The sequence below is a fragment of the Paenibacillus sp. CB74 genome (assembly GCF_055687625.1).
Window position 1 is genome coordinate 2,792,031 of record NZ_CM146009.1, and the last position, 22,956, is coordinate 2,814,986.

Below are 22,956 nucleotides of genomic sequence, written 5' to 3' on the forward strand. Positions count from 1 at the left end.
GACAGAAGCTCCCATTCATTACTCAACTGGTGAAAAAGTGCTCTTCGTCAGGTTATCCTGACTTAATACGCTCTTGCGAACACAACCGTGTGTTCTGCCTTTTCACCACAAGCCAGGCACGTATGCTTTTCTTCCGCAGGCTGGAACGGAATGTTCCGGCTTGTTGCACCAGTGACTTCTCTTACTTTATCTTCGCAAGCTTCTGAACCGCACCATCCAGCCAGAGTAAACCCGCGTTTATTTTCCATCAGTTCTTTCATCTCATCGAGTGTATCCACGGAGTAGAAGTTATCCGACATAAATGTGCGAGCACGCTCTAACATATCTACCTGGATCTGTGTCAGCATAGACTGGATTTCTTCTACCAAGTTCGCTTGTTCTACCACTTTTTTCTCACCTGTAATCCGTGATACGAGTACACAAACGCCATTTTCCATATCACGTGGACCAATCTCCAGACGAATCGGAACACCACGCATCTCGTATTCGTTGAACTTCCAGCCTGGGCGAACGTCGCTGCGATCATCCATTTTCACACGGACTCCAGCTTTTTTCAACTCACTGAACAGCTCATCTGCACGCCCAACCACAGCATCACGCGTTTTCGGAGGTCCAATTGGGATCATGACAACTTGTGTCGGTGCAACTTTAGGAGGAAGTACGAGACCACGGTCATCTCCGTGAACCATAATTAATGCACCGATCAAACGTGTGCTTACTCCCCATGAAGTAGTGTAAGCCAGCTCCAGCACATTGTTCCGGCTAAGATACTGAATTTCAAATGCTTTTGCAAAGTTCGTACCCATGTAGTGAGATGTACCTGCTTGAACAGCCCGTCCATCCTTCATCATGGCTTCGATTGAGTAGGTATCTACCGCACCCGCAAACTTCTCGGATTTGGTTTTTTGACCGACAATTACAGGAATAGCCAAATACTCCTCAACGACTTCACGATAAATCTCAAGCATTTTCATCGTTTCTTCACGTGCTTCTTCTTCGGTCTCATGCGCAGTATGACCTTCCTGCCACAGGAACTCACTTGTACGAAGGAAAGGCAATGTTCTTTTTTCCCAACGAACTACGTTAGCCCATTGGTTGATCAGTACCGGAAGATCCCGATACGACTGAATCCACTTGGAATACATGTGACCAATAATCGTTTCGGATGTAGGGCGGATTGCCAGACGTTCTTCCAGCTTCTCTCCCCCAGCTTCCGTAACCCATGGTAATTCAGGGTTAAACCCTTCCACGTGTTCTTTTTCCTTTTGAAAGAAGCTCTCAGGAATGAACATTGGGAAATACGCATTGCGATGACCCGTTTCCCGGAAACGACGATCCAACTCATCCTTAATATGTTCCCAGATTTCAAATCCGTCTGGTTTGAACACAATACAACCGCGTACGGGTGCATAGTCCATGAGATCAGCTTTTTTGATAACATCAATATACCAGCGTGAGAAATCCTCACCCTGTGGTGTGATTTCGGTCACGAACTGTTTATCATTTTCCTTTGACATAAGACTCCAGCGTCCTCCCATAACGACTACACTCTGAAAGAAAAGTTCAGAGCATAGTCCAAACGTAATTATCCGTTAATTAAACGTAATATATCATTATACGTTACTGCCAGCATCAAGACGAACAACATCGCAAATCCGATGAAATGTACCATACCTTCACGATTGGGATCAACTGGTCTGCCGCGCAGCGCTTCAATTCCCAAAAATACCAGGCGGCTGCCGTCCAGTGCAGGTATTGGTAGCAGGTTAAATATCCCAAGATACAGACTCAAAATCGCTGCCCATCTCGTTAACTGCTCAATCCCTTGCTTAGCAATTTGCCCTGTTACTTCAAATGTACGAACCGGACCACCAATATCATCCATGTTGAATTGATTGATCAGATGTTTAAAACCTTCAAATATCACTTTGGTTGTATCAACCATGGCTACACCTGAGACTTTAAATGTCTCTGCAAATCCAACAGATCGGGTTGGTAGCGTAGGTACGATCCCCACTTTACCGCCTTCTTGTCCCTCTACAGCACGTGGAGTAATCGTTATATTAAACGTATCCGAACCCCGGCGCAGTGTCCATTCCATCGGCTTGTCTTTGGAATCGGCAATCATCGACACCATTTTTTGTGAATCTGTACCAATAGCAGTACCATTAATCGTCTCGATAATATCGCCCTTTTGCAGGTTCGCCTGATCAGCTGCCCCACCTTCTAGCACTTCGCCAATTTGGAGATTTTTAGGATTCTCCACCGGAACTCCTGCCATTTGCGCATATACAGCGAACAGCACAAAGGCCAAAATAAAGTTCATCAGCGGGCCAGCAAAAATAGCCAACGCACGCTGTCCAACCGTTTTGCTTCCGAATTGACGATCTTTCGGTGCAATCTGCGTTTGTTTACCCCGACTTACCAACATCGCTTGGGGATGTATTCGGTATTCCTGAATTTCACCATCTACATCAAGTTGAAGCTTCAGGGCATTCTCCATGTCAATGGAGATGACTTCACCACGTATTACATTTTTACGGTTATCCAGCTGGTCCAGATAGATCATCTTCACCTGGTCATCCGCTGATCTTACCGCAATGGTCTGTCCTTCTTGGATCTCTACCAGTTCCGGATCTTCCCCTGCCATCCGTGCATATCCACCAAAAGGCAACAAACGCAATGTAAACTGGGTCTCGTTTCTTTTATATGAGAACAATTTGGGACCAAAACCGATCGCAAATTCCCGTACAAGAATACCGGCGCGTTTGGCAAAATAGTAATGCCCCCATTCATGAACCGTCACGATGACAAAGAACATGAGCACCGTTAGAAATACCACTTGTATGGTTTCCAATCCCTATCCATCCTCCTTCACGGCACATACCGCAGTCTGTCCCTCTAGATTATCATTATTCTCTGATGCCGCACAAGAGAATCACTTCTTCCAATTTGTTATGAAAAAAGAGATTACAGACTGGACGCAAGCTTACGGCTCTCCTGATCACAACGGGCGATTTCCTGCAGATCAGGCTCGTCCACATTGTGGTGTGCTTCCAGCACAGAAGCAATAATATCTTCTATTTTAAGGAATGATATCTCTTTACGCAAGAAACGGGCTACGGCAACCTCGTTGGCTGCATTAAACGCCGTTGTTGCGGTTCCTCCCATTTTACCACACTCATATGCCATTCTTAAACATGGGAACCGCTCCATATCCATCTCGCGGAAATGTAATTTCCCAACTTGAGCAAGAGACAGACGCTGTGCTGGCGATGGCAGACGGTCAGGGTAAGTCAATGCATATTGAATTGGAACTCGCATATCCGGATTCCCCAGTTGGGCGATGATGCTGGTGTCATCCAATTCCACATAAGAATGAATCACACTCTCTGGATGAAGCAATACATTAATCTGATCATATTGAAGACCAAATAACCAATGTGCTTCAATCACTTCAAGTCCCTTGTTTACCATGGTTGCCGAGTCTATCGTAATTTTGGAACCCATTGACCAATTCGGATGTTTAAGCGCATCCTCTATAGTCACACTCTTCAACTGTTCACGGGTAAGATCACGGAATGATCCGCCTGAAGCAGTTAGCGTGATACCTGTCAAGCGTTCTCTGTTTTCACCATTCAAGCATTGGAAAATCGCAGAGTGCTCGCTATCGATGGGTAGTAAAGAGACTCCTTTGGCAGTCGCTCTTGTAGTAACAATATGCCCTGCCGTAACCAATGTCTCCTTGTTGGCCAGTCCGATCTGTTTACCTGCATCTATGGCTGCAAGCGTCGACTCCAATCCAACACTTCCCACCACTGCTGTTACAACCATATGCGCATCAGTTCCTGCCGCCACTTCTACAAGTCCTTCTGTGCCATAAAACAGTTGCGTTCCTGCAGGCAAATGTGGAGCAACCTTATCCGCCAATTCCTTGGACCCCACCGATACCTTCTTCGGTCGGTAACGTTTGGTTTGTTCAATCAGCAGGTCTGTATTGCCTCCGGCAGCCAGTCCCTCCACTTGAAAGAGTTCAGGATGCATGTCAACTACATCCAGTGTCTGGGTTCCAATGGAACCGGTCGAGCCGAGAATCGCAATTTTTTTCATGCTGCACCTCATCTTTAATTATCCAATGCCTACGGCGAACAATGCTGTTATCTCAGACTTATGTTCTTCTTTAATAGGGCAGTAGCATTAGTATATGTACAAATGGAAAAACAACAATCCAGCTGTCGCACCGATCAAGAATGCCTCCATGCCCTGGGAGAAGATTACCTGAATCCTTGATATTATATACACGTTTGTAAGCAGACTGGATCAAGTCACCCATCTGACCTACAACTGCACAGGCAATCCCAATCACAATTGCTCTCTGCCAGGAAAGCAAACCATCTGACACTAATGCAAAAATAATAGACGTAACAATTGCAATTACGATGCCACCCAATGCACCCTCCACGGTTTTGTTTGGACTGATGGAAGGCCACAGCTTATTTCTACCAATGAGTTTCCCTACAAAGTAAGCTCCTGCATCACTGGCCCATATGGAGCCCAGCAACAGAAACGTCCAGAACAACCCATGATGCAGATGTCTGGATTCTGCAATGTAATAGAAACCGATTCCTATATACAACACGCCAAGGAAAAGCATGGCCACTGTATTTACGGGCACCTTATTTTTGGTAACAACCGAAGCGGTCATCAATACAAGCATTACAATCCAGATGACCTGAAATAAGGATAGCGGTCTGGCCTCCCAAAGCATTTCCCAAGGAAACACAATGGCAAAAACACCAGCGTATCCAATCAGGGCCACACCTGAAAAAGGCTTCACCCCGGTCATTTTAACAAATTCATAATAACCGATGAGAGCCATAAGCAATACCAAACCATGGTACCAGGGTCCGCCCAGCATGCAAAAACCTAAAAACAACACACCTGCTATGATTCCTGTCGTTAATCGCTGTTTCAACGGCTTCATCCTCCATCTATTTCAAACCGCCGTAACGCCTTGTTCTGCGCTGATATTCGGCTACTGCTTCAAGCAAATGCTTTTTGCCAAATTCGGGCCAGTATATATCCGTAAACCATAATTCACTATATGCAAGTTGCCAAAGCATAAAGTTGCTTAATCTAAGCTCTCCGCTCGTCCGGATCAGCAGATCCGGATCAGGCATATCAACCGTCAGCATATGCCTGTCAATGAGTTCGGGTGTTATGTCCTCTGCCGATAGTTCCCCCGATTTTACTTGCAGAGCAATCTGTTTAACACAGTCCGTCATTTCACGACGACTTCCATAGTTCATTGCAAAGTTCAAAACGAGACCTGTATTATGTTCCGTAAGACGAATGGCTTCCCGCAAGGCATTGATGGTATGAGAAGGTAAATGTTCCTCTTGGCCCATCATGCGAATGCGCACATTTTTTTCTATTAGTTCATCCAGCTCTATGGCCAGAAATTCTTGCGGAAGTCGCATCAGAAAATCCACTTCTTCTTTTGGACGCGTCCAGTTTTCTGTCGAAAAAGCGTACATCGTCAGATATTTGATGCCCAGTTCATCCGCCGCGATGGTCGCACGTTTGACCGCCTTCATGCCATTTTGGTGCCCGGCTATACGCGGGAGTCCCAAACGTTTGGCCCATCGTCCATTGCCGTCCATGATGATGGCGACGTGCTGCGGGATATTGTCCTCGGATATAGTCAGCGTTTCCTGCTTGTCAGCCCCATTCCACCACGACCGAACCCGTTTGATCATTCCTGTTCCTCCAAAATCCCTGAAGTTTCTTCATCTGAAGCTTGGAAAAAGAGACAAAACCCCACCGTATTGGAGGGGCTGCGCTTGTCTTACACTTCCATGATTTCTTTTTCTTTGGCAGCGAGTACCTTATCGACTTCAGCAATAAACTTGTCGGTCGATTTTTGGATATCTTCCTGATGTCTCCGTGATTCATCCTCGGAAATATCGGACTTTTCCATTTTCTTGATATCATCATTCGCATCACGGCGAATGTTACGAATCGCTACTTTACCTTCTTCACCGAACTTCTTAGTCAGCTTCACAAGTTCCGCTCTACGTTCTTCCGTCAATGCCGGAATAGACAAACGAATCATGTTACCATCGTTGGCTGGAGTAAGACCCAGATCGGATTTCATGATGGCACGCTCGATTTCACCCATGGAAGATTTGTCCCAAGGCTGAATCATCAGTGTACGGGAATCCGGAGTACTGATATTAGCGAGTTGATTCAGTGGTGTCATCGCTCCATAATACTCTACCTGAATTCGGTCCAGAAGAGCTGGAGTTGCGCGGCCTGCACGCAAAGTAGCCAGGTCACGACGCAATGCTTGAATTGCTTTTTCCATACGCTCTTCGGCATGTTGTTTAACCGCTTGTGGCATTAATCTACACTCCCTTTAACGATTGTTCCGATACGTTCGCCCAGAACAACACGTTTGATGTTACCTTGTTCCGTAATGGCAAATACAATCAACGGGATGTTGTTGTCCTTACAAAGCGAGGATGCCGTTGAATCCATTACACCAAGGTCTTTGTTAAGAATATCCATGTAAGTCAACTGATCAAACTTCACAGCTGTACTATCTTTAAACGGATCTGCTGAGTATACACCATCAACTTTATTTTTGGCCATCAAGATAACTTCTGCTTCAATCTCCGCTGCGCGCAGTGCTGCTGTTGTATCCGTGGAAAAGAACGGGTTACCTGTACCTGCTGCAAAAATAACGACCCGGCCTTTCTCCAGATGGCGAATAGCTCTACGACGAATATAAGGCTCTGCAATTTGTTGCATTGCAATAGATGTTTGTACACGCGTAGGTACTTCAATCTGTTCCAAAGCATCCTGCAGTGCCAGCGAGTTCATTACTGTCGCCAGCATTCCCATATAATCGGCAGTTGCACGATCGATGCCATTTTCGCTACCTGCAATTCCGCGCCAGATGTTTCCGCCGCCACATACAATAGCAACCTGTACACCAAGTGCAACAACCTCTTTTACCTGTTGGGCAATCGACGAGATCGTATCTGCATCAATACCGTAGCCGTTTTGACCGGAAAGAGACTCTCCGCTGACCTTTAAGACAACACGTTTAAATACTGGCTGTTCCAATTATTCACCCTCCACTTTGAATCGAACACGCTTGGTGTTCAACCAACAAAACTTCTCGCGCATGGCCTCCTGCTTAAAAAGAAAGGAACACAGTTGTGTTCCGCTCTTTTAGGAAAAACGTTTAACCGGTAAGGCACTGTTTTCCTGAGATATAAGGGAGTTTACGCTTCGAAGTATGTTCATTCTTATATCTTCGAAAATCAATCCTGCTCGCCGGTTTAAAAACCGTCTTATTTGTTTACTTGGGACATTACTTCTTCTACGAAGTTGTCTACTTTTTTCTCAAGACCTTCACCCAGTTCGTAACGAACGAAACGACGGATGGAGATATTTTCACCAATTTGGCTGATTTTTTCATTCAACAATTGGGAGATCGTTTTGTCTGGATCTTTAACGAAAGTTTGTTCCATCAGGCAGTACTCTTCGTAGTATTTACCAATACGACCTTCAACCATTTTTTCAATGATTTTCTCTGGTTTGCCTTCGTTAAGAGCTTGAGCTTTCAGAATTTCTTTTTCTTTTTCCAGCTCATCTGCAGGAACTTCTTCACGTGTAACAAATTTAGGATTAGCTGCAGCAATTTGCATAGCTACATCTTTAACGAAATCCTTAAATTGATCCGTTTTACCAACGAAGTCTGTTTCACAGTTAACTTCAACCAATACACCAATACGTCCACCAGCGTGGATGTAAGATTCAACAACACCTTCAGTTGCTGCACGGCCAGCTTTGCTCGCTGCTGCGGAAAGACCTTTCTCACGCAACAATTCAGCTGCTTTCGTTACATCACCGTTTGCTTCTTCCAGTGCTTTTTTACAATCGAGCATACCTGCGCCCGTTCTTTCGCGAAGTTCTTTTACTGCACTCGCATTAACTGCCATTATAAATTCCCTCCAAAATTAAGTATTGTACGTACACTCTAAAAAAAGGGCAGTGAGAGGTTATCCACCTGCCAACCACCCTTTTCATTTAGTTTATAACATATGTTCGAATCTATTAAGCGGAAGTTTCTTCGCCTTGGTTAGCTTCGATTACAGCATCAGCCATTTTACCTGTCAGCAATTTAACAGCGCGGATCGCGTCGTCATTACCTGGGATAACATAATCGATCTCATCCGGATCGCAGTTAGTATCAACGATACCTACAATTGGGATACCCAATTTGCGAGCTTCCGCAACAGCGATACGCTCTTTGCGTGGATCGATGATGAACAGGGCGCTTGGCAGGCCTTTCATATTTTTAATACCGCCCAAGAATTTCTCCAGACGATCTTTTTCTTTGCGAAGCAAGATAACTTCTTTTTTAGGCAATACAGCGAATGTACCGTCTTCTTCCCAAGCTTCCAACTGTTTCAAACGATCAATACGTTTTTGAATAGTTGAGAAGTTAGTCAGGGTACCGCCCAACCAACGTTGGTTGATGTAAAATTGACCAGCGCGTTCAGCTTCTTCTTTAACAGAATCTTGAGCTTGTTTCTTAGTACCCACGAAAAGAATTGTACCATTCTCTCCTGCGATTCCTTTAACGAAGTTGTAAGCCTCTTCGACTTTTTTCACCGTCTTTTGCAAGTCGATGATATAAATTCCGTTTCTTTCAGTGAAGATATAACGATCCATTTTTGGGTTCCAACGACGAGTTTGGTGACCGAAGTGTACCCCAGCTTCGAGAAGCTGCTTCATGGAGATTACTGCCATCTTCACACACCTCCTAATATGGTTTTATTGTGTCCTCCGCCGGCATCATTTTTCGCCAAGACTCTCCATAAGGAAAGCACCCTCAACAAAATTAGCACATGCGTGTGTTTTAACACCGTTATTTAATATAGCACAACTGGAGGTCTGATGCAACAGTATTTGAAGCTAATTCTATTTTTACTTTTTGCTAGTATCGAATCATTTTAACCTTGATATGTAACTCAACACTAAATTATTGTTCAGTTTTGAAATTGCACCGTTCAATAAGCAAAAACCGTCCTGTCCGAGCATGCTCAGTTTGACGGTTCTTTCGTAATTTTTGCGATAATGGATTTAAAACTTTCGCCTTTTTCAAGCGCATAAGTACCCACTTGAATTTTGGTGTTGATTCGCTCAGCTTTGCCAGCTTTTATAAACGCTTGAGCATCATCTACGATTCCCGCGTTTTTTAGATTTGCTGCAACGATCGCCAGACTATTGCCTGAACGTACCTTAAATGAGACTGTTGCGCCTTTCGGATTGCTCGGCGTTACAGGTTCTGATGTCTTCGGCTCAGTTATCTCTTTCTGTCCTTCGACTTCATTTGCCGCAGGCTCTTGTGGCTTCTCAGGCTCTGTAGGTGTATCCGTAGAAGTTACTGTCTCAGGCGGTGTTGCTGTATTCCCCTGCAACTCACTGCTCTCCTTCTTTTTCTTCGCCACCCACTCTGCTTCTGTGTATAGCTCCTCTTCAGAACCGACCAACTTCATATCCAGGCTTTTTGCCGCTGTTTCAAGCTGTTCTTTGGTCATATTGGTAGTCTGCTCGGGGGCCAGATTACTATCTGCTAATGCATTTTGTCCAACTGTGGCCAGTTGAAGCAAAACTGCCCCAATAATCATGCCGCTCCCCAGACCAATCCATAAGGATCGCTTGTCCATGACTTAGCTGTCCTCCCGTTCTGCCAATTGCAGTATTAACTGTACCTCACCACGCTGAATACCTGTCTGCTTGGATATGGCATCCATCGACTTGCCCTCAGCATGTAAATTAAAGAGTTCTGCATATCGATCTTTAATTGATTCACGCCCAGGCAAAGTTTCGACCTTGCCGTTCTGTGGGTCTAAATCTAACGCCTGCTGGGCCGCCTCTGCTTGTACACTTTTCACGAGCGCTTGTGCTTGCAAACCTTCGGAAGCTTGTACGGGTACATTACCTGAGTGTAGAACAGGTGATGCGACAGGTTCGTTCTTTTTGCTCTGTTCCAGCTGATCCAACCGCTGCTGTAATTCCTGAAGTTGCAATTGCATACGTTGATCGGCTGCTGTCGCTTCTCCCTTCATTTCAGCCACACGTTGAATAAGGGCATCATTATCATTTTCAATCTCGGTCATGTAGTGTTCAAGCGTAGATTCCATCTCCTGCACCAGTTGATGCCCTGGCTCTTGCGCCTTATTTTTCCGAGGCATAATATAAGCGTAGGCGATGGCGCAGGCCCCTAATATGACAATAATGATCCATGGTGACAAATTGGGTTCTCTCCTTCTGATTCAACCATCGGTGCGCAAGACTGCATTGTCTATAACAACCATTTATTATAAAGACAGATCTATATGTTTTCCTTTGTACGGGTGCTCTGCAGGTTTGACAGTTTCTTGAGCCTCAGCAGACTGCTGTCCATCGGAACCACTCTGCTGATTCCCATCATTGGTATGACCATCACGCACCGAAGTCTGTGAAGTTTCGTCCATTGCTTCACTTCGTTGCCTTGCTTCATTGGCTTCCTTCGTCGTTTGCTCTGCCAGAAGATTCTGATCCGTAATCGGTCGCTGCTGGGCTTCACTTTGATAACGTCCCGCTTCGCTTGTTCGTGGTACCGCAATCTGCAACTCCACTGCTTTGAAACTCATACGCTCACCTCACGGTTTCGAATGGATTTCTTCCTGTGCCTGAATGCTGTACTTAAACGTATGGAACCATCGTAATATCGCCATCATGATAAAAAAATGAAATTCGACTCACTGGATCTTTAATAAATTTCGTGTATCTGCCGATAACTATTTTAGAGCCTCCATAAATCACCTTCAGAATATCAACACGAGCCTTACTTGTATCTTCAAGTGCCTTTTCAATTTCAAAGATACGCATTTTCGTTTCTTCGCTAATCCGAAGAGCAGATTTCTGCGTAGCATTCAGCTTGATTCGCATCGACATCTTATCCGGACTTAATTGTCCAGCGGCAGCTAACTGGTCTAACAAAGTCAGAGCTTTCTTCGTTTTGTCCAAGGAGTCCATCTGTTCTCTGGCTTCCTTGCGCAGATCATTCAGTTCGTTACGCAGCCTTGGCAGAACACCCACTTCAATGGAAGTGACCGTCGACATACTGTTACCTACAACACGAGCTGATACATTCTGACCTGCCTGAATTGAACCACCAACGATTAGACCTTTAGTTCCTGCACAGATGACACCATGGCCAGCACGAATATTGGAATGCATTATGCTTTGGGAAACCAGAACATCTTCACCAGCATCCACGTTGCCTTCTTGAATAAACGTACATTTAACATTATGGCCTGCTTGTACAAGTCCTTTGTTATACCCAATAATACCACCGGTTATTTCGATTGAGCCGCCTGCTTCCAGTTCCGCTCCTTCGACACCTCCGACGACACGAATATCACCTGCTGCTTTTACTTTAAATCCGGTAAGTACATTGCCGCGTATGACAACCGTGCCTACAAAGTCGATATTACCGTTATTGTAGTCAACGTCGCCATTGACTTCATAGACCGGAAACACATTCAGTTTGTTACCGTCCGTTTTGGTAACCAACCCATCCAGTGCAGCATACATTGCAGAACCATCCGGGTTAATCACAACGTTTTTTCCAACTTTAAACCGAGCTTCTTTTCCCGGACGATAAGGAATTTCCTCACCCGTTACTGCCCTGCCTGGTATGCCCTCGCAAGGAGCGATTCGCTCTGCAATGATCTGACCACTACGGACATTGTTTAACCGGGTCACTTCTTTGTAATCAACGGTTCCATCTTCCGATTCAAGCGGTCGTCGTTCGTTTGTATCGTCCATCCCAACCAGAATTTTGATGAATCCATCTGTTCCCTGGATAGGAGCGATCCCTTCGGCAATCTTATATTTATCTTTTAAATAGGTTTCAGGGTTACTCACAAAAAGTAGTAATGCCTCTCGCAATACACCTTGTTTGATGCCCTTGTTCGCCACAAATTGTTCGAGTTCATCAATCGTACAGGCAAAGCCCTCTTCCTCTTTGGAAAATTCAAGGTAGGCTATGCATTTGTCGTCCGATAAAACAATGTCTAAACATTGTTCCAAAGCAGTCCGCTGTGTCACTGCAGTTCTTCCCCCTTTTTGACTTTCCACTCCCCAAACTCCAATTAAATTACTTATCTCTATTAATCTTTACGCATCAACAAATCTTTCTGTTTGTCCAATGTGCCGCGTAGTCGTAATATTGCCTTGGAATGTAACTGAGATATACGAGACGGAGAAAGAGACATGACTTCCGCAATTTCACTAAGAGAAAGATCTTCGTAATACAAGAGTGATACAACCGTTCTCTCTTTTACCGTCAATTTGTCAAGCCCTTGCACCAAAGCTTCCTTCAAATAAAATTCATTCACTTTATAATCCGGATTTTTAGCTTTTTCATCCACCATCAAAGACAGACGAGTCTCAGACTCTTCTTCACGAATGGGGTCTTCCAGCGAGCAAAGTGACATGACTGCCACTTCCTGAAGCATATGTTGAAAATCTTTGGTAGACACGTCCAGATACTGACTCATTTCCTCATCACTAACGGACCTCAGATAGCTTTGTTCCAGCTGTTGGTAGGCGTCTTCAATACGCTTGGCCTTCTCTCGAACAGAACGCGGAACCCAATCACCTTGACGCAGACCGTCAAGAATGGCTCCGCGGACTCTCCATGATGCATACGTCTCAAATTGCAAACCACGTTCATAGTCGAATTTCTCCAAAGCATCAATTAACCCCATAACGCCGTTACTCTCCAAGTCATCCTTGGGAACATTTTTGGGCAAACCAACAGCCAGTCGACCGGATACATAATTTACAATGTGAAGATACTTTTCAATCAAAGCTTTCTTGGCTTCAAGATCTCCATGTTCTTTCCACTTTTCCCACAGATCAGAATGGTTCAAATGTGAAGCTTTACGCTCGTTCAATTGCTTTCACCCTCCTTATTTGTCTGTCAGGTGACGAACGGCCTGCGCCAATTCCTCCGGATCCTTGGTCCGGACAAGTTTAGGCGGATCCAAAGGAGCGAATCCCGTTGGAGCTTTCGTCTCAGATGGCGGAAGATCGTCCCCAGATGAAGCGTTCTGTCCACTCTTGAGCAAATCATTCAGCTCTTGTCCATCGTCTTCGATTTTAATGTCCACCTGTGAACCTCTTTGATCTTGAGCATTTGGTGAATCATAACCATATCCATTTCCCTCGACCTGAGGGTTCAGCAGCAATCCCAATCCCCAGCGTAAACCGTATGCAAGGATAAACCAGGCTACGAATCCGATCAATCCGCGAATTAAACTGGTCATCAACACATTGCTGCTGTATGCTACAAAAAAAGTAATAATAAACCCAACGATGCCTGCTCCAAGATTAATGCGGTAGTTTCCTATCATAGTCTTATAATTCCTTTACACCCATTTGTACACTTCGAATAGTCAAAAGTCCAGTTTCACAATCCATTTCAATTGTTCGTCCATAATTTCCACCGGTATCTTCTGCAAGAAGAGGGATATTGAGTTTTTGAAGCCACTCTCGACAAGAATCTGCATTACGTGGTCCAATGCGCATGGTATCTCCAGCCCCGGCAAAGGCAAACATCTGAGAGCCTCCGGCCATTTTAGACACAATACGTGAGTGAGAAGCACCTAGTTTTATCATCTTTTCCAAAAGCTCAGGCAACGCCGTATCCGCATATTTCGCAGTGTTCAGTTTCCCTTCGCGTGCGATCTCTGAAGTAGGAAGCATGACATGCGCCATTCCAGCCAGCTTCAAATGTGGGTCATACATTGTTAATCCCACACACGAACCCAAGCCAGTCGTGCGGATTACACCGGGAAGATGAGCGATGTTTAGATCCGCCATACCGACTTTAACGACGCTTTTGTCCTCAATCATGGCTCAGTGGCACCCCTAGCGATTCAAATATCTTTGCAAAGGATGGTGGGTCCGGAATGAGGAAAAACTGACCCTCAACCTGATCTTCACCTTCAAAGAAAGATGTGTCAATCAACAATGCAGCGTCACCCATCTCGCCAAACTGCAACAAACCATAGCTGAGAATGGCACCCGCCATGTCGATGGCAAGTCCAGGAACGGTTGGATACATGGACAATTTCGTGAAATCTGCCAAAGAAGAAAGATAGGATCCAGCCAAAATATTTCCAATCTCGGAAAGCGCTGATTGCTCCATATCTGTAAAAGCAAGTCCTTCTTTCAAATCAAACCCGGCGAGTCTATTCAACAACATTTTAGCAGCCTCAGGTGTCATCATAAAGAAAAGATTTCCCGGTGCTTCCCCTTCCACACGAAGAAAAACGGTAACAACGATGCGTTCATCTCCGCCCACTTTTTCGGCAACTTCTTCAAAAGGGAGCATTTGTACTTTAGGTACACCCATGTCAATCGGTCTGTTGAGGAGTTGAGACAACGCCGTTGCGGCGTTGCCTGCTCCAATGTTACCGACCTCTTTGAGCACATCCATCTGGAATACCTCAAATCGGTTGAACATCTCCACGGTACTAGCCCTCAACACTTTCCAGCTGTACAATCTCGCTTTTATTTAATACTTCGTTCAAGTTAAGCATAATCAACAGGCGTGAATCTTCCAATTTAGCAACACCTCGTAGGTATCTCGCTTTAACGCCGCCAACCACTTCTGGTGGACTATCGATCGCACTGCTCTTGATATCGATAACATCATTAGCAGAATCTACGATGAAGCCAACTTGCATGTCGTCAACACCTACGATAACAATACGAGTCTGATCCGTGTATTCTGATTCCGGAAGGGAGAAACGACCGCGCAGATCAATGACCGGAATAACAACGCCGCGTAAATTGATAACTCCTTTTACAAAGGAAAGTGTCTTGGGAACACGGGTAATTGGCATCATGCGCTCAATCGTCTGAACTTTGTCTACCTCAATACCATACTCTTCGGAACCCAATTTAAAGACGATGACTTTCAACTCTTCTTCCATGTAAAAAACCTCCCTATTAAATGTAAGACTTCGCTCTATGCTTATTTAATAAATGCATTAGGATCAAGAATCAGGGCTACTTGTCCATCTCCGAGTATGGTTGCTCCAGAGATTCCTTCAATAGCAGGAAGATAGGTTCCCATTGATTTGAGAACAATCTCACTTTGTCCAATGAATTCTTCAACAGCTACGGCTGCAAGACGGTCACCTTTGCGAATCACGACAATTTCTGTTTCCTGCTCATCAGCGTCATTAAAGTCCGGTACGGAGAAAACTTCGCTCAAGGACAAGTACGGAATCAGTGACTCACGGAACGTAATCATTTTATTGCCGTGAATATTACGAACTTGTTCCCGTTGTACAATGGCCGTCTCTACAATGGAGGATAACGGAACAGCGTATTTCTCTGAACCAAGTCGTACCAGCATTGCCGCGATAATCGATAGAGTCAACGGAAGCTGAACAGAGAAGTTAGTACCTTTGCCTGGAGTTGAATGAATCGTTACATTACCACCAAGCGAAGTGATCTTCGATTTTACTACATCCAAGCCAACGCCCCGGCCAGAGATATCCGAGATAATATCTGCAGTACTGAAACCAGGTGCGAACAACAGTTGATTCACTTCATCATCACTCATCTTGGCACCTTGTTCTTCGGTTACAACACCACGTTTGATCGCGGTTTTCAAAAGCTTGTCGCGATAGATACCTTTACCATCATCTTCAATTTCAATAAACACGTGATTTCCACTGTGGAAGGCACGCAGGTTTACTGTACCCATCTCTGGCTTACCTGCAGCTACACGCTCTGCAATGGATTCCACACCATGGTCAACCGCGTTACGCAGTAAATGCACAAGCGGATCACCAATCTCATCAATTACCGTACGGTCCAATTCCGTCTCAGCACCCGTAATAACCAAATCGATTTTTTTATCTAGTGTCTTGGCCAGATCACGGATCATACGTGGGAATCGGTTAAATACGGTATCTACCGGTACCATCCGCAATTTCAGTACAATATTTTGCAAATCTGTGCTAACTCGACTTAAATGGGCAACTGTATCGGATAAATCATTGTTGCCTGTCTCACTGGCCAATTGCTCCAGACGTGAACGGTCAATCAACAATTCACTGAACAGGTTCATCAATACGTCGAGACGTTCAATATCCACACGAATGGTACGTGAAGGTGCAGCAGCTTGCTTCGGCGCAGCAGTTTTGGCTGGTGCCGTTTTGGATTCTTCTGCAGGTGCAGAATTGTTATCCGGCGAAGCAACTTCAGCTACAGCTGTTGGTGCGGGTGGCGCTTCAACTGTAGCTGCTACCTGATTAGCCATCTGCTGAAGAGTCTCCTGATCCAGTTGAATCAGCTTTGCACTTTCAATCTCAGAGATACTCATGATGCCTTCTTCCAGTTCGTGCGCCTCTTTAGTTGTTATGTAATACAACGAGAAACTGCGCTCAAACTTCTCTTGCTCAATATCCTGAACAGAAGGGTAAGCCTTTACGACTTCACCTGAACGTTCCAACATATCAAAGACCATGTAAGCCCGTACACCTTTTAACTGGCTATGCTCGCTAACGAGTACATCCACATAGAACACACGATGACCTTCGGCAATCGATTGATCCAGCACCGAATATTGGAATTCATCCAGTTCCACAGCCGAAGCAATTGAAGCGTTAGCTGGCTTTTTTGTTTCCGTAGCAGATGCATCTCCGTTTGTCATTTCACCGTTTTCAATGGCCTGAAGCGAAGCAACGATTGACGAAACATCAGCTTTACCTTGTCCACCTTCGGTAATATCCTGAACCATCGTTTCCAAGGCGTCGAGACTCTTAAACATGGTGTCAAAAATGTAATCCTGCATTTTTAACTTCTCATTACGAACCAGATCCAACACATTTTCCATTTTATGTGTCAGTGATGCCAAATCTTCAAAGCCCATTGTTGCTGCCATACCCTTCAAGGTATGAGCAGAGCGGAATATTACCTGAACTATACCCAGATCTTCTGGATTGCCTTCAAGTTGAAGCATGTTTTCGTTAAGCGATTGCAGATGATCATTAGACTCATCAATAAACATGGATAAATATTGGTTCATGTCCATTGTGAGGCACCTCCTCCGTGAGTTACACTCCGTTATTTCACTGCTTGAACAAGTTTAGACGCAATCTCCTGCAGTGGCAAAAGATGACGAACGCATTGCAGCTCTACAGCAGAACGCGGCATACCATATACAACACATGTTTCTTCATTCTCGGCAAAGGTTGATGTAACTCCAGCTTCGTATAATCTCTTCATCATACGTGCTCCATCACTTCCCATTCCTGTCAGCAAAACAAGATGCCTTTGTAAAGATGTAAACGGCAGAAGTGACTCAAACATCGTATCCACTGAAGGTCTATGTCCATTCACTGGTTGATCTTCAGTCAACTTCACGATAAACTTCCCGTCTGCTGTTTTGTTAACTTTCACATGGAATCCGCCGGGTGCTATATAGGCGGTACCTTTTTTCAGGACCATGCCTTCTTCAGCTTCAACCACATGCAGTGGACTGAATGTATTCAATCGTTGAGCCAAAGAACGTGTGAAATTGGGCGGCATATGCTGCACAATAATGACCGGTGCAGGCAAATCCGCAGGCAACTGCTCGAGCAATGTCTTGAGAGCCCTCGGTCCACCCGTAGAACAACCTATTGCCACAAGCTTGTTGAATGTTCCTTCCGCTCCCACTGCACCTTTAGAGACAGGATTAGGCTTGATTACATCCTTGGCTTTTGCAGAGGCTGCTGCTATTTGGTCAGCTGCAAGTCTAGCTGCATTAGGTAGCCGAACTTCCTTCGGAGTCTGCACTGGATTAGCTGACTTCACTACTCTCTCTACATTCGTCTCCAAAGTCCGCTCTGCTTTCGGCAAAGGTTCCGTTTTTTTCTCCAAGCGGCCTGGTTTCGAAGGTGATAATGGCTCAATAGGTTTCTTGGATTTGGCCTGAAAGACGTCAGTCCGCTCTTGAAGAGAGCGTTGACTCGTCTTCGCAGGTTCAATCATTTTTTTCGCAGGCTCTACTCGATCCTTGCCTGGCATTTCTTTGTTTACCTGCTGAGCTGAAGGGACAACTGTTGCTCGCGAAATCTCTCTATTTTTCAACGATAACTCACGATCAGCTTTTCGCTTGATCTCATTCATCGCAGCACGCATGCGCTCAACCAAGGCCTTACCGACTTGAGCAATATCCTGGTCATGTGAAATAGATGGTTTCCGAATGAAGTCGAATGCTCCGGCTTCAAGCGCCATAATGGTTTCTTTCATGCCTTGTTCATTGATACCTGAGAGCATAATCACAGGAACGAAGGATTCCTTCATAATTGATTTTAATGCATCCAACCCATTCATTTCGGGCATCTCAACGTCCATTGTAATAATATCGGGTTTCAATTCCAGTGATTTTTGAATCGCTTCTCTACCGTTTGATGCCGTTGCCGTGACCTTGAATTCCGGATCCGCTTGGATCAGATCCGTAACAATCTTACGCATAAAAGCGGAATCATCGACAACCAATACTTGATAGACCGCCATGTTGTGTCACCCCTGTTTCCTTTTTTCAGAAATCATGTTGTCCGTTTAAGCCACTTATTCATAAATCCCCTGATTCCTGTCAAGGTTCCGGATCCCGGAGTTGCAGGTACAGCCAGATAACGAAGAGCAAGTTTCTCTATATCTTTGGAGGCTTTGGCATTGGGATAAGCCAGACTATAGGGCATTTGCCTTTTAACCGCCTTGACTACCTGGGCGTCTTCCGAAATATACCCAAGCAGCGGAATATCCGTTTGCAAAAACCGCCTTGCCACTCCAGTTATTTTATCTGCCACCCGTTCCGCTTCTCGTTCGTCCTCCACCCGGTTAACGATCATCCGAAAGGGCGTAGCATTTTCCTGGCCGTGCATAACTTTGACTAAAGCATAAGCATCGGTTATTGAAGTCGGTTCAGGTGTGGTTATAATCAGGCATTCATCGGCAGCACCGATGAACTTCATATTCTCCCTGGAGAGTCCTGCCCCAGTGTCGAAGATGACATAATCCATTTCCTGGGCAATATCCTCCACTTGACTGGCGAAGAACTCCAGATCACGATCAGACAATGAGAATAACTCTTTCATGCCCGATCCACCAGCAATGTAAGGCAAGCCGCTGGCACCCAGTTGTATGATCTCCCTTATAGATTTTTGTCGGTATAACAGGTGATAAAGATTATAGGAAGAAGACGTACCCATAAGAACATCAATATTAGCCATTCCAATATCGGCATCAAACACAAGTACCTTTTTCCCCAAAGCCTGCAGTGCCAAGGCAAAGTTCAGTGTGAAATTGGATTTACCAACACCTCCCTTACCACTGGCCACAGTAATGATTTTAGAGGATCGAATATCTCGCTCAATACCTTCCAATTCCAATGGCGCGGAGACCATATTTCGAAGTGCAGCTGCCTGATCCTTCATTGTGGCCCTTCTCCCAGCAACTGTTTAGACAATGAATCTGCATCCGGCTTCAACAAATCGTCCGGAACATTTTGTCCATTAGCCACATATGCGAGCTTGAGTGGAAAACGGTGTAACAAATTAAATAACGGACCGCAGCTCCCAGTCTCATCCATTTTGGTGAAAATCACCTTATCCAGGCCATATTTACTGAAATGTTCCGTAATCTGAACCATATCAGCGCTTTTGGAAGTCATACTCATGACCAGAAAGGTTTCGCTATTCTCTACCGGAGCAAGCAAACTTTGCAGTTCCGAAACAAGCAATTCATTTCTGTAGTTTCTACCTGCTGTATCCATAAAAATCAAGTCACAATTCTCTAATCGAGAAATGGCACGTTGTGTATCCCCGGGCGATTGCACCACCTCAAGTGGAACATTCAGTATAGATGCATATGTTCTAAGCTGTTCTACCGCCGAGATCCGATACGTATCTGATGTAATGAATCCAACTTTACGATGTTTTTTGAACATTTGCTCAGCAGCCAATTTTGCGATTGTAGTTGTTTTTCCTACACCTGTTGGTCCAGCAACATAGACGATTCGAGTGGTAGGAAGGATGCCTTCTTCAATACGTTGTTCCAAAAAGTGCATGACCTCAAGCTTCACAACGTGTTCTACATCCTGTTCCTTCAATTCATCCTCAGACAATCTTGTTTGGATTGAATCGAACCAGGCTTCCCAAACTTCAGGCCAAACATCTTGTTCTGTCAGACGTTCTCGGATCGGTTGCAGTTCCTCTGTCAGAGGGTCCGCGGAAGTACCTTGCTTAGAAAGCCTGGTCACCATCTGTTTAAGATCCTGCAATTCAGTCATCAACTTATCCTGCTGCAGGTCTGAACCTGTTGGCTTCGTCGCAGTTGTTGAACCCGAAAAATCCGCCCCTTGCGGTCGCGGTTTATGATCGGTGCTCGAAGAACCTGAGCCGCTGTCTATGTCTGAACTGATATTACGCGATTCAAACACAGATGGCGCGGCAGCAGATTGTTCCTGTATACTTTGATCAGCTGTATTCGTTGTCGCCGACTCATCAGAAGCCGCAACAAACGAACGTGCTGTTTGCCGATAAGCCTCAGGTACAAATGCACGAGGTACAGGTGTGAATTGATTTTGTACGGGCTTTGTCGTTTGCTTGTTTTCTTCCTTATCCACTGCAGCTACAACTTCGATCCGTTTTTTGCGAAACATTCCCATCACACCGCCCACCTTAATCTCTTTGGTGGACAGGATGACGGCATCACTTCCCAGGTCTTTGCGAATTTGAAGCATAGCTTCGGGCATGGTCTCAACAACGTATTGTTTTACTCTCATAAGTTCACCACCCCGATACTTTGAATTTCAACATTCGGCTCCAATTCACTGTAGGAAAGCACAGGAATGTCCTGCATAGTACGTTCAATAACCTGACGCAGATACATCCGAATGGTTGGAGAAGTTAATACAACAGGTTGTTGACCTGATTGAATCAAACGGTTCACTTGTTCACTCAGCTTCTGATAAACACTTTGTGTAGAAACAGGATCTAGCGCAAGATAGCTACCTTGATCCGATTGTTGCACACTTTCAGCAATTTTCTTCTCGAGACCAGGTCCAACGGTGATCACCCGAAGTGTCTCACCTTTCTGTGAGAATTGCTGAGTAATCTGACGTGAGAGGGATTGTCTGACGTACTCAGTTAACACATCAGGGTCCTTCGTATATGTACCATAGTCAGCTAGTGTCTCGAAGATGGTAACCATATCACGAATGGATATTTTCTCACGCAATAACTTGGCAAGTACTTTCTGCACATCACCAATGGAAAGTAGTGAAGGGATCAGTTCATCCACCAGGGCAGAATAGTTCTCTCTGAGATTATCCACAAGGGCTTTCGTTTCTTGTCTTCCAAGTAACTCATGCGCATGCTTTTTGATCAATTCCGTCAGATGTGTAGCCACAACGGAAGGCGGGTCTACGACCGTATATCCTGCAAGTTCCGCTCTGTCTTTGGTTACTTCATCAATCCATAGTGCCGGAAGTCCAAAAGCAGGCTCTGTCGTTTCGATACCTGTCACTGACTCCTCATCATAACCTGGACTCATGGCAAGGTAGTGATTCAACAACAGCTCTCCGCCACCTACCACATTACCCTTGATTTTGATCACATACTCATTGGGTCTGAGCTGGATATTATCTCGAATCCGTATAACCGGAACAACCAACCCCAGTTCAAGAGCACACTGCCTCCGAATCATAATGATCCGATCCAACAAGTCCCCCCCCTGCTGATTATCAGCAAGCGGGATTAAACCATAACCAAATTCAAACTCAATAGGGTCCACCTGAAGCAGGTTAATTACACTTTCAGGACTTCTGACCTCTTCAATCTGCTGTTCTTCTTCCAACTGTTCTTCCGCTTCCTGTTTCAAGTTCAAATTATTCTGCATGCGCCACGCGGCATATGCCAACACACCTGCCAGCGGAAGCGTAGTAATAACATGAATTGGCGTAAAGAAACCGAGCATGGCAATAACGAAAGCTACAATATAAATAAGTATTGGATATGTAAACAGTTGCCCCGTAATATCATCTGCCAAGTTTCCTTCTGATGACGCTCTGGTGACAATAAGTCCTGCTGCTGTGGAAATAAGCAGAGCAGGGATTTGGCTTACCAATCCATCTCCAATAGTCAATACAGAGTACGTTGACATTGCATCTGCGAAAGCCATCCCATGTACAGTCATACCGATAATAAATCCACCGATAAGATTGATCAGGAGGATGATAATACTTGCAATTGCGTCACCTTTTACGAATTTACTTGCTCCATCCATCGCTCCATAGAAATCGGCTTCACGTTCAATTTTGGAACGACGCTCACGAGCTTGTTGCTCGTTGATCAGACCCGCATTCAGATCCGCATCAATACTCATTTGTTTACCAGGCATCGCATCGAGAGTGAATCGAGCAGCAACTTCAGCTACGCGCTCAGAACCCTTAGTAATAACGATAAACTGAACGACAACGAGGATCAAAAACACGATAAATCCAATTGCAATTTGCCCTCCAGCAATCCAGCTACCAAAGGTAGCAACTACAGCTCCTGCATCACCATTACCAAGAATCAACTTGGTTGTGGAAATGTTCAGTGCCAGTCGGAATAGTGTAGTGATCAGCAGCAAAGCCGGAAAAATAGAAAACTGCAATGCTTCTTTGCTGTTCATGGCAACAAGGAGTATCATCAGAGCAATTGAAATATTGACGACCAGTAACAAGTCCAACAGCCAGGTCGGGATCGGGAGAATCATCATTAACACAATGCCAATGATACCCGCAAGGACAGCTATATCTTTAATTTTCAA

General features: G+C 45.0%; 23 protein-coding genes. All 23 read right to left on the minus strand.

The features are described 5' to 3' along the window. Positions 1-62: 62 nt before the first annotated feature. The 23 genes from proS to flhA all read right to left on the minus strand — a co-directional run bounded on the left by proS (position 63) and on the right by flhA (position 22,956). Entirely contained in the window at positions 63-1,517 is a 1,455-nt protein-coding gene (proS, locus tag ACX9NY_RS12285; protein ID WP_339241630.1) for a proline--tRNA ligase, read from the minus strand. A 68-nt stretch (positions 1,518-1,585) separates the two neighbouring features. After that, positions 1,586-2,857 carry an RIP metalloprotease RseP gene (gene rseP, locus ACX9NY_RS12290; protein ID WP_339302971.1) on the minus strand — a complete coding sequence of 424 codons (1,272 nt, stop codon included), beginning with the start codon at positions 2,855-2,857 and terminating at the stop codon, positions 1,586-1,588. Between the two features lie 113 nt (positions 2,858-2,970). Continuing rightward, positions 2,971-4,110 carry a 1-deoxy-D-xylulose-5-phosphate reductoisomerase gene (locus ACX9NY_RS12295; protein ID WP_339260455.1) on the minus strand — a complete coding sequence of 380 codons (1,140 nt, stop codon included), beginning with the start codon at positions 4,108-4,110 and terminating at the stop codon, positions 2,971-2,973. 70 nt (positions 4,111-4,180) lie between these two features. Then, positions 4,181-4,975 (minus strand): phosphatidate cytidylyltransferase, encoded by a 795-nt coding sequence (locus ACX9NY_RS12300; protein WP_339241625.1) that lies wholly within the window; start codon positions 4,973-4,975, stop codon positions 4,181-4,183. A gap of 16 nt (positions 4,976-4,991) precedes the next feature. Further along, positions 4,992-5,759 (minus strand): isoprenyl transferase, encoded by a 768-nt coding sequence (locus tag ACX9NY_RS12305; protein WP_017689151.1) that lies wholly within the window; start codon positions 5,757-5,759, stop codon positions 4,992-4,994. Positions 5,760-5,848: 89 nt separating this feature from the next. Then, the gene (gene frr / locus ACX9NY_RS12310; RefSeq protein ID WP_253433837.1) at positions 5,849-6,403 is read right to left on the minus strand and encodes a ribosome recycling factor; all 555 of its coding nucleotides are present in this window, start codon (positions 6,401-6,403) and stop codon (positions 5,849-5,851) included. Further along, the gene (pyrH, locus tag ACX9NY_RS12315; RefSeq protein WP_017689153.1) at positions 6,403-7,131 is read right to left on the minus strand and encodes a UMP kinase; all 729 of its coding nucleotides are present in this window, start codon (positions 7,129-7,131) and stop codon (positions 6,403-6,405) included. Before pyrH ends, frr begins: the two co-directional genes overlap by 1 nt. A gap of 230 nt (positions 7,132-7,361) precedes the next feature. After that, positions 7,362-8,012: a translation elongation factor Ts gene (gene tsf, locus ACX9NY_RS12320; protein ID WP_124114084.1), complete on the minus strand. Its 651-nt coding sequence runs from the start codon at positions 8,010-8,012 to the stop codon at positions 7,362-7,364. A gap of 115 nt (positions 8,013-8,127) precedes the next feature. Next, positions 8,128-8,826 carry a 30S ribosomal protein S2 gene (rpsB, locus tag ACX9NY_RS12325; RefSeq protein WP_024630243.1) on the minus strand — a complete coding sequence of 233 codons (699 nt, stop codon included), beginning with the start codon at positions 8,824-8,826 and terminating at the stop codon, positions 8,128-8,130. A 293-nt stretch (positions 8,827-9,119) separates the two neighbouring features. Further along, a complete protein-coding gene (locus ACX9NY_RS12330) occupies positions 9,120-9,746 on the minus strand; it encodes a hypothetical protein (RefSeq protein ID WP_339260453.1) in 627 nt (208 codons plus the stop codon). Between the two features lie 3 nt (positions 9,747-9,749). Further along, positions 9,750-10,334, minus strand: a complete 585-nt coding sequence (locus tag ACX9NY_RS12335) for a hypothetical protein (protein WP_339260451.1) — start codon at positions 10,332-10,334, stop codon at positions 9,750-9,752. Between the two features lie 66 nt (positions 10,335-10,400). Then, positions 10,401-10,715: a hypothetical protein gene (locus ACX9NY_RS12340; RefSeq protein WP_339260449.1), complete on the minus strand. Its 315-nt coding sequence runs from the start codon at positions 10,713-10,715 to the stop codon at positions 10,401-10,403. A gap of 52 nt (positions 10,716-10,767) precedes the next feature. After that, entirely contained in the window at positions 10,768-12,177 is a 1,410-nt protein-coding gene (locus tag ACX9NY_RS12345) for a DUF342 domain-containing protein (RefSeq protein WP_342572585.1), read from the minus strand. Between the two features lie 62 nt (positions 12,178-12,239). Next, positions 12,240-13,028: a FliA/WhiG family RNA polymerase sigma factor gene (locus ACX9NY_RS12350; protein WP_339241613.1), complete on the minus strand. Its 789-nt coding sequence runs from the start codon at positions 13,026-13,028 to the stop codon at positions 12,240-12,242. Positions 13,029-13,043: 15 nt separating this feature from the next. Then, a complete protein-coding gene (locus ACX9NY_RS12355) occupies positions 13,044-13,487 on the minus strand; it encodes a hypothetical protein (protein WP_339302977.1) in 444 nt (147 codons plus the stop codon). A 4-nt stretch (positions 13,488-13,491) separates the two neighbouring features. Beyond that, positions 13,492-13,989: a chemotaxis protein CheD gene (locus ACX9NY_RS12360; protein WP_017689162.1), complete on the minus strand. Its 498-nt coding sequence runs from the start codon at positions 13,987-13,989 to the stop codon at positions 13,492-13,494. Continuing rightward, a complete protein-coding gene (locus ACX9NY_RS12365; protein ID WP_338594906.1) occupies positions 13,982-14,602 on the minus strand; it encodes a chemotaxis protein CheC in 621 nt (206 codons plus the stop codon). Before ACX9NY_RS12365 ends, ACX9NY_RS12360 begins: the two co-directional genes overlap by 8 nt. A 10-nt stretch (positions 14,603-14,612) precedes the next feature. Then, positions 14,613-15,074: a chemotaxis protein CheW gene (locus ACX9NY_RS12370; RefSeq protein WP_145318865.1), complete on the minus strand. Its 462-nt coding sequence runs from the start codon at positions 15,072-15,074 to the stop codon at positions 14,613-14,615. A 41-nt stretch (positions 15,075-15,115) separates the two neighbouring features. Then, the gene (locus tag ACX9NY_RS12375) at positions 15,116-17,188 is read right to left on the minus strand and encodes a chemotaxis protein CheW (RefSeq protein ID WP_472478714.1); all 2,073 of its coding nucleotides are present in this window, start codon (positions 17,186-17,188) and stop codon (positions 15,116-15,118) included. 32 nt (positions 17,189-17,220) lie between these two features. After that, positions 17,221-18,657, minus strand: a complete 1,437-nt coding sequence (locus ACX9NY_RS12380; RefSeq protein ID WP_472478715.1) for a chemotaxis protein CheB — start codon at positions 18,655-18,657, stop codon at positions 17,221-17,223. A 32-nt stretch (positions 18,658-18,689) separates the two neighbouring features. After that, complete coding sequence (locus tag ACX9NY_RS12385; protein ID WP_472478716.1) at positions 18,690-19,577, minus strand: MinD/ParA family protein; 888 nt, start codon at positions 19,575-19,577, stop codon at positions 18,690-18,692. Further along, positions 19,574-20,926 (minus strand): flagellar biosynthesis protein FlhF, encoded by a 1,353-nt coding sequence (flhF, locus tag ACX9NY_RS12390; RefSeq protein WP_472478717.1) that lies wholly within the window; start codon positions 20,924-20,926, stop codon positions 19,574-19,576. The genes ACX9NY_RS12385 and flhF overlap by 4 nt, the downstream gene beginning before the upstream one ends. Then, positions 20,923-22,956, minus strand: coding sequence for a flagellar biosynthesis protein FlhA (gene flhA / locus ACX9NY_RS12395; RefSeq protein WP_339241599.1), 2,034 nt, complete (start codon positions 22,954-22,956; stop codon positions 20,923-20,925). The genes flhF and flhA overlap by 4 nt, the downstream gene beginning before the upstream one ends.

Bases quoted from the DNA above. Each gene is read 5' to 3' on its own strand.
- proS (WP_339241630.1), bottom strand. From the start codon at position 1,517: ATGTCAAAGGAAAATGATAAACAGTTCGTGACCGAAATCACACCACAG.
- ACX9NY_RS12295 (WP_339260455.1), bottom strand. From the start codon at position 4,110: ATGAAAAAAATTGCGATTCTCGGCTCGACCGGTTCCATTGGAACCCAG.
- ACX9NY_RS12305 (WP_017689151.1), bottom strand. From the start codon at position 5,759: ATGATCAAACGGGTTCGGTCGTGGTGGAATGGGGCTGACAAGCAGGAA.
- frr (WP_253433837.1), bottom strand. From the start codon at position 6,403: ATGCCACAAGCGGTTAAACAACATGCCGAAGAGCGTATGGAAAAAGCA.
- tsf (WP_124114084.1), bottom strand. From the start codon at position 8,012: ATGGCAGTTAATGCGAGTGCAGTAAAAGAACTTCGCGAAAGAACGGGC.
- rpsB (WP_024630243.1), bottom strand. From the start codon at position 8,826: ATGGCAGTAATCTCCATGAAGCAGCTTCTCGAAGCTGGGGTACACTTC.
- ACX9NY_RS12330 (WP_339260453.1), bottom strand. From the start codon at position 9,746: ATGGACAAGCGATCCTTATGGATTGGTCTGGGGAGCGGCATGATTATT.
- ACX9NY_RS12340 (WP_339260449.1), bottom strand. From the start codon at position 10,715: ATGAGTTTCAAAGCAGTGGAGTTGCAGATTGCGGTACCACGAACAAGC.
- ACX9NY_RS12355 (WP_339302977.1), bottom strand. From the start codon at position 13,487: ATGATAGGAAACTACCGCATTAATCTTGGAGCAGGCATCGTTGGGTTT.
- ACX9NY_RS12360 (WP_017689162.1), bottom strand. From the start codon at position 13,989: ATGATTGAGGACAAAAGCGTCGTTAAAGTCGGTATGGCGGATCTAAAC.
- ACX9NY_RS12365 (WP_338594906.1), bottom strand. From the start codon at position 14,602: ATGTTCAACCGATTTGAGGTATTCCAGATGGATGTGCTCAAAGAGGTC.
- ACX9NY_RS12370 (WP_145318865.1), bottom strand. From the start codon at position 15,074: ATGGAAGAAGAGTTGAAAGTCATCGTCTTTAAATTGGGTTCCGAAGAG.
- ACX9NY_RS12375 (WP_472478714.1), bottom strand. From the start codon at position 17,188: ATGGACATGAACCAATATTTATCCATGTTTATTGATGAGTCTAATGAT.
- ACX9NY_RS12380 (WP_472478715.1), bottom strand. From the start codon at position 18,657: ATGGCGGTCTATCAAGTATTGGTTGTCGATGATTCCGCTTTTATGCGT.
- ACX9NY_RS12385 (WP_472478716.1), bottom strand. From the start codon at position 19,577: ATGAAGGATCAGGCAGCTGCACTTCGAAATATGGTCTCCGCGCCATTG.
- flhF (WP_472478717.1), bottom strand. From the start codon at position 20,926: ATGAGAGTAAAACAATACGTTGTTGAGACCATGCCCGAAGCTATGCTT.